This window comes from Clostridium coskatii, from assembly GCF_001675205.1.
GTDB classification, from domain to species: Bacteria; Bacillota; Clostridia; order Clostridiales; family Clostridiaceae; genus Clostridium_B; species Clostridium_B ljungdahlii.
In genome coordinates, this window is the sequence record NZ_LROR01000013.1 from 1 (window position 1) to 12,230 (window position 12,230).

The following is a 12,230-nucleotide window of genomic DNA, read 5'->3' on the forward strand; positions in this document are numbered from 1 at the left end:
GATGAATACCTGCCCTGGGACCAATGGGTTCAATCTTCATGCAAAAAGAAAGCATAATAAATTACGACCATTTTAATGAATGGTCGTTTATTTTTTATGCTTATACACTGGGTAGTTTATCGCTTACTCAATTGACATAACAAATAGATTATATCATGATTTTATTATGCAGACAAAATGAAGGCTAAGCCTGTAACAAATGGGTGTCTGAATATAGATTCATAGGCTTTTACTATGGGATATATCTTAGACATAGTATATTTTTTAAAGGTGAATTTAAAATAGCAGCAAGTTCTGGGATAGCTTGTGCATTGGTGTTTTGATAAAAATTAGTTTTTAAGATAAAAATATAGAAAAATTTTCACAGCTATTTTTAATTATGCGATTTTAATTTACCGTTTTTCAAATGGAAATCACATACCTTTTGTCCTTGTCCAATAGTTCCTTGACGCTCAAAAATTATATTTGGTCTATATCCCTGGAAAGTAGTTATATCATTAGCACAGAAAACTGTGCATAACTCAGGACAATTGTATCGCTTAGCTGTCTCCATATATACAGCTTGTCATATCAAAATGTATTTCTTGATTATCATATTGACGCCACACTATATTCCATCCTTTTTTAGGATAGTTTTTATTCATTACAGATTTACAGAACAGTTTAAACAAACTATATTCAAAAGGTATCTTACCTAAAAATTCATTCTTTTTTTGAATTGTTTTTGCTGCAATTTGTGTAATTTCTAATGTATTTTTGTATGCTTTTTCTTTTGAAAAGCCTGATTGCAAAAATGCTTAATTATTATATTAATTCAGTGCTAACTCGATTTGTTAGTGTGGCAATATTATCTATTTCTAATCTTATAACATCACCCAAATTGAGTAAATGACCATTTTCCATTCCACAACAATTGGGAATTGTTCCAGATGCCATAAACTCTCCTGCATAAACTTGCTCTCCTTTGGAAGCATAAGCAATAGCTTTTCCAATGGAATGATAAAATTCATTTAGTTGTCCTTCAGCAGCTAATTTTTCATTAATAAATACTCGTGTTTTTAAAGTATTGAGTATCGGTAATATTTCATCTGTTGTTACAACTATATTAGATATGGAACTAGCAAAATCCTTTGCTTTGCATGGTCCAAAGCCCGTTTTTCTCATCTCATCAAGCTGAACATTTCGAGCACTGAAGTCATTAAATACACAAAAAGCACCTACAGCAGCAAGACCTTCTTCTTCTGTTGCATTAAGAAGATCCTTTGTAATGATCATGCCAAGCTCTAATTCATAGTCTTTAAGTGTTGTATAATGTGGATAGCTTACTATTTCACCATCTCCAATAAATGATAGGGTATTTCCCTTATAATAAACAGGATTATCATACCACGCTTTTTTAGGTTTAAAAGCAGGAAATGGATGTCTGAATATAGCTTCATAAGCCCTTACTATAGGATATACCTTAGGCATAGTATATTTTGTAAAAAGCCTACCACTGTTAATTACATGTCTTTCACACAGCATGAAATCACGGTAAAGTAGGGGGCGAAAAGGCATAATTTCTTTCATATTCTTAGTTTCACGGGCAGCGTTCAAATCAGCTTTTTGTAAAAGAAAATTTAAATGTTCTTTATTTTCAGGAAGTGTCTGTAAAAACGAAATAAGGTCTTTAGAAACAGACTTTATTTTTGAAGATTCTTTGCTGTTATTTGCTTGAAACTGTTCCAGTAGTTTAGATAGGACAATCCATTGGCCTTTATATAAAACAGCAAGCGAAACTTCATTCTCTTTGGAATTTATTTGTAACTTCTTAATTTTCAATTTAATCTCTCCCTATATATTAATTTTGTTAAAAAAATTCATGAAGACTAATATCATTTGAACATGTTCAAATGAAGCTAATTTAATACCCGAAATGAAGCCTGTGATGACAGCCATATCGGGTTAGTATTATCTATTGTTATTAGTTTTCTGCTATTAACAATGCAAACTCTTTTATTTTATTTTTTAATTGCAATATATGTTTTTTTGTTTGATGGATTTCAGTTTTTGGAACATTATAAGTTTGTAAGCTAAAGTCTAAAATCATATCAATTCTTTTTTCAAGAGAAATTTGCCTAGTTAAATACTTATTAGCAATAAAACTGCGCATAGCGCCTTTGATTGCCAAAGTTCTTATGTAATAATCCTCAAACTCAAAATCAGGATTATAATTTTTAAAAAGAATTTGTGACCTTTTAGCAGCAGCATCTACAAGCCCATCAAAAATACTTTTTAAACTATAAGCTTCATAATAGATTTCACAGATGCATTCGTCTTCTTCTACTGCTGTAAGTTCAATAGCACAGGATAGTCCATATCGGAGAACCGGGTCAAAATCTTCTCCTAAATAATTGCAAATGACTTCATCACTCTTCTTAAAGGTTTCAAGAATAAGACTTTTAAAGATTTCTTCTTTATTTTTGTATAGGTAATATATACTGCCAATTAACACACCAGATCTTTTAACAATTTGACGAATTGTGGTCTTTTTGTATCCTTGCAGTATAAAAAGCTCTTTTGCGCTCTGAAGTATTTTGCTCCTGGTGTCTTCCATCATAGTCACCTCAAAAATAATCTTTCTTTAACATGTTCAACAACTAAATAATACTACCTTGGATATAAAGTGTCAATAATTATTATTTCCATGGTTGACCCATAACTTTTGGTTAAATTTATTATGCAGGTACTATCTTTCGGAAATATGTGAGAGATGTTGTTATTAACTTGTCTCTCACTTATAATGATGTAGAATAATTAAAAAGAGGTTTATTTTAGGGGGGATTGTTTATGCATGAATTAACACAATTAATTAAAGATGACATGAAGCCTGCATTAGGAGTGACAGAACCAGGTGCAATTGCCTTTGCAGTAGCAAAAGCAAAAAGTTATACAAAAGGCAATGTGATAAAAATAAATGTGGCAATGAACAGTGGCATGTATAAGAATGCCTTTACCTGCGGAATACCAAACAGCAGTGAGGTTGGCAATGTCTTTGCTGCAGCGTTAGGTTATGTAGCAGGAGATGCAAAAAAAGGCCTTGAAGCATTGGAAAATGTAACAGAGAAGGACAATATAGAAGCCCGTAAACTTGTAAAATCTGGTGCTGTCACAGTTAAGCTCAGTGGAATTACAAGTAAAATATTTATAGAAGCTGCAGTTATTACTGAAAGTGATACAGCCGTTGTTACCATAGAGGATTCTCATACAAATATCACAAAGATTACTGTAAATGGAAAAATAGAAATGGAACAAAAAGGTGAAAAAGAAGATGACGGTGATGAGTTGTCAAAAGAGGTATTTGATATACATAAATATACTCTTCAGCAGTTATACGATTATATTACAACTGTTGATGTTAAAGAAATAAGTTTTATAAAAGAAGCTTATAAAGTTAATCTTAAATTATATGGTGAAGGATTAAAGAACCCTAGAACAACATTTGCTAGACATCTTTTGAAAAACAATGGAGGAGAGGAAATCTCTAAAAATGAACAGTCTACTGCATCTTTACTTTGCAATGCAGCAATTGAAGCTCGTGTAATTGGTTTGGATAAGCCGGCAATGAGCATTACAGGTTCTGGTGCCCATGGAATTATAACTACCATGCCTTTATATGCAGCTTATAAAGTAAATGGTTATACAAAAGAACAACTACTTCGTGCTACTGCACTCAGCTATTTAGTTTGCATGTATATTAAAGAGTATTCTGGAAAGCTTTCGGCCTTTTGTGGCTGCGCAATAGCAGCAGGTTCTGGAATGGCTTGTGCATTGGTATATTTACGAGGTGGAACTATAGCTATTATGGCCCATGTGCTGAACAATATGGCTAGTAGTATTACCGGTATGATATGCGATGGTGGAAATCAGGGATGTACTATGAAAGGAATTGTTGCTGTAGATGCTGCCTATAAAGCTGTAGATTTTGCAATGAACGGCACATATATTGATGATGTACACGGTATTAATGGTAAAACTCCTGAAGAAACAATGAAGAATATGGGCTGTATTGCATCTCTAGGGATGATCGGTACCGAAAAAACTATTGTGGAGATTCTTGAAAACAAAAGAAAGATTAATTCAAAGAATATCAAGTGATTCTTAGGTTCGGGTGGAGTTTGCTTATAAGGAATACCTTTCTCCATCTGAACCTTAGAAGAACTTATCCAGGCGCGTAGCAGTGCTTATCCTCCACTTTGAAGAAGGCAGAGGTTAGCAATGGTAGTGATCGGATAGATGATGTTATATAACAAGATAAGGTGTTGAACAGGCTATCACTGAAGGTCTATATAAGAATGGGAAAACTGTAAGAAATAATAGATTGACTAAGCATACAACTCAAATATATAATATTATATATTTGAGTTGTATGTAAATTGTTACAATTGTATGTTGAAGAAGATGAAATAGCTTAAAAAGGTAATATATAAATTTAAAATATGAATTATTGCATTTAACGGGAGAAATTATGATAAAAAAAATAATTAATAAAATTAGAAAAAATTTTTTTGTTCAGGTTATTTCAAAAAATCCAAAATTACAAATTATATTTAATAGTGTTATAATGTTAGCTTTGACAATATTTCTAATATTTACGTTTATTTCTTATAAAACACTTAAAGATAGTTACAACAATGAAACTAATATGTACCAAAATGGATATTTAACTTCTGCTTATGCAAATAAAATCAATGAAGATATTTGGATTATACGATTATACGCACTGTATTCAGTTAATGATTATATGGATATGAAAGATAAGGTAGATGAATATGAAAAAGATGTTGAAGAAAATATTAATAAATATACCACGCTTCACGATTTAACTAATGAGGAAAAAGATTTAGTTGTTCAATTTAAAGAATCAAATAAGAAATATTCAAATAGATTAAATGAATTGCTTGGAAAGCTAAGAGAATCTAAAGCTATTACCAATGATGAAAAGAAAGAAATAATGAATTTAGGAGATAGAAGAATTGAACTAAGCAAAGAAATGTTAAATTATTCAGACCAATATATAAAAAGTTTAAGTGATAAAAATGAAACTATAAAGGAAATCACCTTACGGACAATAATTGCTATTAATTTTGCAATGATACTTTTGTTTAGCTTAATGATGTTTGTGGTTACTAAAATAAGTAAAAAGATAGATTACTATGCATTTCATAATTGTGTTACTGACCTTCCAAATAAGAATTATGTATTAAACACATTAGTTAAAGAAATTCCTAAAATAAATACCTATTCCATATTAATAAGTTTGGATATGGATAATTTTAAAGCTGTAAATGACACGTTAGGGCATATTTCAGGTGATGAATTTTTAAAACAGGCAGGAAGAAGATTTAAGAAGGTAATGCATATTCAAGACTACATTTGTCATAATGGAGGCGATGAATTTTTATTTTTAATAAGGTCTGTTAAGAATAAAGATGAAGCAGAGGTAATGCTTAGGGAAATTTTAAATGTATTTAAAAAGCCTTTTAATATTTATGGAAAAAATGTTGATTATGTGACTGCAAGCCTGGGTGTGGCAGTTATTCCTAAAGACGGAAATAATTTTGAAATTCTGTACAAGCGTGCAGATGATGCTATGTATGAATCTAAAAGAATAGGCAAGCATGTATATAGCTTTTATAATGACGCTATAAATGTTGGTATATATGAAGACACAATAAAGAAAAAGGCAATAGAAGATGGGATTAAAAATGGTGAGTTTAAAGTTTTTTATCAACCTAAAATTTCAAAACATGGTGAGGTATTAGGTGCGGAAGCGCTTGTAAGATGGATTAAAGAGGATAATAAGATTATACCTCCTTCAGAATTTATTGATTTTGCAGAAAGAGAAGGGCTTATAAAATATATAGGAAAATCAGTTATTGTTGAGGTATGTAAAAATGTATCAAATTGGATTGATAAAGGTTATAAAAATTTTAAAATAGCTGTAAATTTATCTACAGAACAGCTCATTGACAGTAAACTATGTGACAACTTACTGGAAATAATAGAAGGGTTTAAAGTGCCTTTTGAGTATATAGAATTTGAAGTTACAGAAACAACAGTAGCGAAGAATTTTGATGAAGCTGTAAATAATATAAATAAAATAAGAGCTAATGGAATCAAAATAAGTCTTGATGATTTTGGAACTGGATACTCATCATTGAATTATTTAAAAAATATGCCTATAGATGTTATTAAAATTGATAAGTCCTTTGTTGATGATATAACATCAAATGAAGCAAGTGTGGTAATGGTTAATACAATTATCTCATTATCTCATTACTTTGGATATGAAGTTGTAGCAGAAGGAGTAGAAGAAATAGAACAAATAGAAAATTTAAAAAGCTTAGGATGTGATATATTCCAAGGATATTATTATGGAAAACCAATGGAAGATACAAATTTTGAAAATGGATTCTTAAAGCTCCGCAATATAAATTGACTATCATTTTTGTAATAAAAGACCTATGCTTTAACAAGAGTTTTAGCATAGGTTTTACAATTATTTTAATAAAAATAATTTAGAGACATGTTTAAAAATACTATTATGTGCTAGAATGTTTAACAGGGATAAATTATTTCTTTTCAGATGCCTAAACAGGAGTGAATAAATTTGTTTGAATTAAATGAAGGTATAATAAAAGATAGTTTAAATTTTGAAACGTACGAAAAAGGTATTACATGTTATGAAAATGATCAAGTAGAAAACTTGAGTGTAAGTACTCAAGAAGAATTAGGGTGGAAAAAAACTACTATTGAAGGAAAAGTTAAGTCTTCTTCACAAATGACTATAAAATATAATGTAAAAATAATATATCCAAATATCAATGAAAATATAAGTTGTCATTGTGACTGCAAGGCATATTATAATTATAATGCTCCGTGCAAGCATATAGCTGCAGTGCTTATAAAATATGCTCGAGAAAAGAATAAATCAGGGATAAAGAAAAATAGTAAATTAATTCAACAATTAAAGAAAAGTCTAATATCCACTAAGACAAAGATGGAAACTAAGACTTTAAACCTGCAGTGTAAACTTCAATTTAATATTAGCCGTAGAGAAAGTGAAGCTTTTTTAGAATTAAAGGTGGGAGAAGAAAAGCTTTATGTAGTAAAGAATATGAAAAGCTTTTTAGAGGCAGTTATAGAACATAATGAGCTGGAGTTTGGTAAAAGCTTTACATATAACGCATATTTACACAGTTTTAAGGATGAAGACAAATTTATTTTGAGTATGCTTAAAGATTTATATGAAATAGATAGAGCTACAGAGGACATGGTAATGTATGGTTATCATTATAGCAAAACAGCAAAATTTTTAAGCGGAAAAAAGGCAAGGCTTACGGAAAGTAACTTAAAAAAATTTCTTAATAATATAGGAGAAACAGCTATAGATTTAGTCATAAATGATGATAATTACAGTGAAGTTAAAGTAGTAAGAGAAAATTTTCCTTTAGAATTTAAATTAGACAGTAGGGGGAATAATATAATTTTATCTCAAATCTCAAAGCTGCCTAAAGCTTTAGTTAAAAGTGGAAATTATTTTTATTATAATAACAAGATATATATACCTACAAATGAGCAGGTAAGGTTATATAAAGCTCTTTACAATACTTTTATTGAACAAAAAAACTCTGAAATTACTTTTCGGCAAAGTGAAAGTGAAGAAATAGCTTCTTATATAATTCCAGCTTTAAAAAAGATAGGCACAAAGGTAACAGTGAATAACAGTATTAAAGAGAAATTTTATGAAGAACCTTTAAAGCCTTGTCTTTATTTTGATAAGGATAAAGATGCTGTAGTTTGTGATGTAATATTTAAATATGGAGATATAGATATAAATCCCTTAAAGGATAATGAGGAAAGGAAAGATGATGAGAAGGTACTGGTTAGAGATATTGAGGAAGAAGCAGCTATAGTAGATACCTTGACTGCTTTTCAATTTGAAAAGGGAAAATTTAATTTTATTTTAGAGGATGAAGATAAAATTTTAGATTTTGTGGGAGAAGGCCTAGAAAAACTTCAGGAATCTGCAGAAATTTACTATTCAGATGCTTTTAAAGATATAAGAATTTATACAGCTAAAAGCTATAAATCTAACATAAGATTAAATGATGAAGATCTTTTAGAATTTACTTTTAATATTGATGGTGTAAATAGAGAAGAGTTAAAGCACATATTTGATGCATTAAAACAAAAGAAGAAATATTACAGACTTAAAAATGGAGGCTTTATTCCTCTGAAGGCTGGAGAACTTCAAAATATTTCGGACATGATAGATTACTTAAACATAAAGACTTCAGATCTGGAAAAGGATAAAATAGTTCTTTCCAAATATAATTCTATTTATATAGATACAAGTCTTAAGGAAAATAATATAACTTTTGTACAAAGAAATAAGAAGTTTAGGGAACTTATAAATAATATAAAGGATATTGGTGACATTGATTATACAATTCCAGAAAAGCTGGATAATATTATGAGAGGTTATCAAAAGTTTGGATTTAAGTGGTTTAAAACTCTTTCAAGCTGCGGCTTTGGAGGCATTTTAGCAGATGAAATGGGGCTTGGAAAAACTCTTCAGGCGATAGCTTTTATAAAATCAGAGGTAGATGAAAATGAGGAAAAGCAGCCTTCTTTGGTGGTGTGTCCTACATCTTTAGTGTACAACTGGGAAAGTGAAATAAATAAATTTCAATCGGATTTAAAATGTTTAGTTGTATCAGGCAGCAGGGATGCAAGAGAAAGTCAGTTAAAAGAGATGAATGAGGCGGACATAGTTATAACTTCCTATGCACTTATTAAAAGAGATATAGAAGAATATAAAACTATAAAATTTAGACACTGCTTTTTAGATGAAGCTCAAAATATAAAAAACCCTAATTCTTTAAATGCCCAAAGTGTAAAATCCATTAAAGCTAGAAGTTATTTTGCACTAACAGGAACCCCTATTGAAAATTCTATTACAGAATTATGGTCAATTTTTGATTTTATTATGCCAGGATATTTATTGAGTCATGGAAAGTTTAGCCAAAAGTATGAAGTACCTATTATAAAAAATGGTGATAAAAAAGCTTTAGAGGAATTAAATAAACATATTAGACCTTTTATTCTTAGAAGGCTTAAGAAGGATGTCATAAAAGAACTTCCACCTAAAATTGAACATAATATGGTGATAGATATGACAGAGGATCAAAAGAAAGTATATGCAGCTTACCTTGGGCAAGCTAAAGAGGAATTGAATAATGAAATAAGAGATAAAGGCATTAATAAAAGTAAAATAAAGATACTTTCTATAATCACAAGACTTAGACAAATATGCTGTGATCCCTCTACTTTTATAGAAAACTATGAAAGTGATAATGGAAAAATGGAAGCTCTTATGGATATAGTACAGAATAATGTAGATGATGGACATAAAATATTGTTATTTTCTCAATTTACTTCTGTACTTAAAAATATTGGAAGTATGTTCAAAAATGAAAATATAAAGTATATGTATCTTGATGGCAGCGTAAAAGCAGAAAAAAGGGGAGAAATGGTTAGGGAGTTTAATGAAGGTAAAATCCCTATATTTTTAATATCTCTTAAAGCTGGTGGAACAGGACTAAATTTAACTTCTGCAGATATAGTGATTCATTATGACCCCTGGTGGAATCCAGCAGTAGAAAATCAAGCTTCAGACAGAGCTCATAGAATTGGACAGAAGAAAACTGTAGAGGTTATTAGACTTATTGCTAAGGGAACTATAGAAGAGAAAATACACAAAATACAGGAGAAAAAGAAAGAAATAATAAACAACGTTATAGAAGAAAATACTGGAGAAGAAATTTTACTTTCAAATATGGAAGAAAAGGATATTGAGGAACTTTTCAGTTAAATAAAGATATACCATCCTTTGTTTTAATTTTGTTTGTTTGGTTACTTACAATAATAAAACATTTTCATGGGGCTTTTTATACCTTGAATTTTTCCATTTAACTTATAGAACTCATGTTAACTAATAAAAATTCTGGTGTCTAACTAAGTGGCATCAGAATTTTTTAAATTAAATTAAGCTATTGGCATGTAATCATAGCAAGCTCATGTAGGATTTTACAGGAACCCCTAGAGGTTGTTAATAAAGGACTATTTGCTAAAGGTTTTCTTTACTATATATACTATTTTATGTAGTTATCAGTATTTATCCATTTTGTTGAAATTTCTTTTCCATCTTCATAAGTGACTAAGTAGACTTTTGCGATTGTAGCTTTGCCATTACTTGCTTTATCAACCTTGTTTATAAGATTATAAATTTTATTATTTAACTTTGAATTGGAATAGATATTAATCACCAAATTTTTATTTTTAGTTAAACATTCTATATAAATTGGGAAATCAAGTGTATTCTTAAATTTATAATCTATGTGCCCATAATCTACAGTTGCATCCATTCCAAGACCAACGTAAGTAACAGGTATGTTATGGTGTTCCCTTTCTGTAGGTACTATACCACATCTTACTACAGCATTGTGCAAAGTTGTTGATACTTGACATACACCACCACCTAAACCTGGCTGAAGTTTATTACCTACAATTATTTTTGAAGATTTATATCCATTTTCTTCAGTTCTTTTTCCAACAATTTTATTGAAACTAAATATTTCACCTGGCATTATAGTAGTACCATTTAAGGTTTTAGCAGCAACTTCAATATTATTTGATCTGTTGTCATCAGAAGATGAAAAATTAGTTGAAAAGCTTGATATTTTTGTATTAATATTTACTAAACTTGATTTTTTTATTTTAGGTGATACTTTTCTTATTGTACCAGAAGTGTATACATCATTCATATTTTTATTGCTAATTTTTTTGTCAATATCATTAAAAAGTTTATCTCTATCAACTTCTTGTCCATCTTTTTCTAAATCAATTTTAAATTTATCATCTTCATCTTTAGTTATACTGGCGTTTACTGGTGCCCTATTAAGTTCATTTTCAATTTTTGATATAGTGTTATTTATTTCTTTTTTATTGTAGCTGTATTTTAAATTAAATTGTTTTCCGTTTTTACTTTTTATATTTTTATATTTATTATGAATATTTCCACATTTTCCATATTTAAAAGCATCTTGTACAACATCATCTAAATTATACTTGATATTGAGTTTTGAATAATTTATTGTATAAACCTTATCTTGTACTTTAATTATTATATTCTTTTTAAATATTTGATTTACATATTTACGTTTTAAAGTATCTATAGCTTCATCTTTAGTCTTACCACCTAAATTTATACCTTCGACTTTAACTCCTGGATATATGAGATTATCATATCTTGTAACTAAAAAATGTATCCATAATGAATGTATTATATAGGTTAATATAGAAAGTATAATTAATGATCTTGTCATCTTCTTTTTATTTATTTTTAACTTTCGTTTTAATTTTCGTTTTTTTGGTATAATTTGATTTCTGTCTATGGGTTGTATCATTTAGTAAAATACCTCCTACTGAAGAGAATTCTTACAAGCTCAATTCTTTATTTATTGTTTTGTAATTATTACATACAAAGTTTGCTCAATTATTAAAAGTGATTTTTATAATTCAAGTTTATTTTGCTTCACCACCTACTAATTACTATTTTTTTGCATAAAAAAACAGCCACATATAACATATATAGCTGGCCGGTTGCACTATTAACTCCAAATTTCCAAAGTGCCCAATTAGAAGAAATTTTTCATAGTTTCCCATATTTTCTACGGTATATATATTCTTGATTTTTCTTACATAACACTACATTAAAGATAGTACCATATTTATGTCTTAAAGTAAATAATTACTTACTAATTTGTAATATAAAAATAAAAAATTTTAAGATTTTTGTAAAATTATAGCATAAAAATTAATTTATGTCGATTAAGTAAAATATTTTTAGGCAAAAAAAGAAAATATGGCAAGCAGATTGATAAATCTAAACATATAAAAGTCTTTTGACAACTAAATAGTGCAATGTTAACATTATAGATAAGCTAAACTATTATGTTAAATTATGGATAAAAATAGAGGGCTTATACTGAGTTCAATTCAAAACAGATTAAAAATAAGGAGTTTTATATGATACTATAATATAGCTAAAGATGTATATGAAAAAGTTGATAAAATTTACGAAGGTGTCAATAATTATTTAAATTAAGAGAGAAAAATGAAAA

At 29.0% G+C, this 12,230-nt stretch carries 8 protein-coding genes and 1 riboswitch; of the genes, 3 read left to right on the forward strand and 5 right to left on the reverse strand.

Annotation, left to right across the window (positions count from 1 at the left end; translation table 11 throughout):
- Window positions 1-373: 373 nt before the first annotated feature.
- The 4 genes from CLCOS_RS23130 to CLCOS_RS00090 form a co-directional block, all read right to left on the reverse strand.
- Entirely contained in the window at window positions 374-553 is a 180-nt protein-coding gene (locus tag CLCOS_RS23130) for an L-2-amino-thiazoline-4-carboxylic acid hydrolase (RefSeq protein WP_082853633.1), read from the reverse strand.
- Window positions 540-791 carry a hypothetical protein gene (locus CLCOS_RS00080; RefSeq protein WP_063602409.1) on the reverse strand — a complete coding sequence of 84 codons (252 nt, stop codon included), beginning with the start codon at window positions 789-791 and terminating at the stop codon, window positions 540-542. Before CLCOS_RS00080 ends, CLCOS_RS23130 begins: the two co-directional genes overlap by 14 nt.
- 13 nt (window positions 792-804) lie before the next feature.
- Complete coding sequence (locus CLCOS_RS00085) at window positions 805-1,821, reverse strand: fumarylacetoacetate hydrolase family protein (protein ID WP_063602410.1); 1,017 nt, start codon at window positions 1,819-1,821, stop codon at window positions 805-807.
- 142 nt (window positions 1,822-1,963) lie between these two features.
- Window positions 1,964-2,596 carry a TetR/AcrR family transcriptional regulator gene (locus CLCOS_RS00090; RefSeq protein WP_063602411.1) on the reverse strand — a complete coding sequence of 211 codons (633 nt, stop codon included), beginning with the start codon at window positions 2,594-2,596 and terminating at the stop codon, window positions 1,964-1,966.
- A 233-nt stretch (window positions 2,597-2,829) separates the two neighbouring features.
- On the opposite strand from CLCOS_RS00090, the gene CLCOS_RS00095 reads away from it, so the two are divergent.
- From CLCOS_RS00095 to CLCOS_RS00105, 3 genes are all read left to right on the forward strand, one after another.
- Window positions 2,830-4,137, forward strand: a complete 1,308-nt coding sequence (locus tag CLCOS_RS00095; RefSeq protein ID WP_063602412.1) for a serine dehydratase subunit alpha family protein — start codon at window positions 2,830-2,832, stop codon at window positions 4,135-4,137.
- Window positions 4,138-4,507: 370 nt separating this feature from the next.
- Complete coding sequence (locus CLCOS_RS00100; protein ID WP_063602413.1) at window positions 4,508-6,481, forward strand: putative bifunctional diguanylate cyclase/phosphodiesterase; 1,974 nt, start codon at window positions 4,508-4,510, stop codon at window positions 6,479-6,481.
- Window positions 6,482-6,652: 171 nt separating this feature from the next.
- Window positions 6,653-9,919: an SNF2 helicase associated domain-containing protein gene (locus tag CLCOS_RS00105; protein ID WP_430392603.1), complete on the forward strand. Its 3,267-nt coding sequence runs from the start codon at window positions 6,653-6,655 to the stop codon at window positions 9,917-9,919.
- 280 nt (window positions 9,920-10,199) lie between these two features.
- On the opposite strand, the gene CLCOS_RS00110 is transcribed toward CLCOS_RS00105, so the two are convergent.
- Window positions 10,200-11,513 carry a VanW family protein gene (locus CLCOS_RS00110; RefSeq protein WP_063602414.1) on the reverse strand — a complete coding sequence of 438 codons (1,314 nt, stop codon included), beginning with the start codon at window positions 11,511-11,513 and terminating at the stop codon, window positions 10,200-10,202.
- Between the two features lie 181 nt (window positions 11,514-11,694).
- A riboswitch (cyclic di-GMP riboswitch) is annotated at window positions 11,695-11,778 on the reverse strand.
- Between the last annotated feature and the right edge of the window lie 452 nt (window positions 11,779-12,230).

What these genes read in the sequence shown, in the direction of transcription:
- CLCOS_RS00095 (WP_063602412.1), top strand. Translation starts at nt 2,830, where the DNA reads ATGCATGAATTAACACAATTAATTAAAGATGACATGAAGCCTGCATTA.
- CLCOS_RS23130 (WP_082853633.1), bottom strand. Translation starts at nt 553, where the DNA reads ATGGAGACAGCTAAGCGATACAATTGTCCTGAGTTATGCACAGTTTTC.
- CLCOS_RS00110 (WP_063602414.1), bottom strand. Translation starts at nt 11,513, where the DNA reads ATGATACAACCCATAGACAGAAATCAAATTATACCAAAAAAACGAAAA.
- CLCOS_RS00100 (WP_063602413.1), top strand. Translation starts at nt 4,508, where the DNA reads ATGATAAAAAAAATAATTAATAAAATTAGAAAAAATTTTTTTGTTCAG.
- CLCOS_RS00090 (WP_063602411.1), bottom strand. Translation starts at nt 2,596, where the DNA reads ATGGAAGACACCAGGAGCAAAATACTTCAGAGCGCAAAAGAGCTTTTT.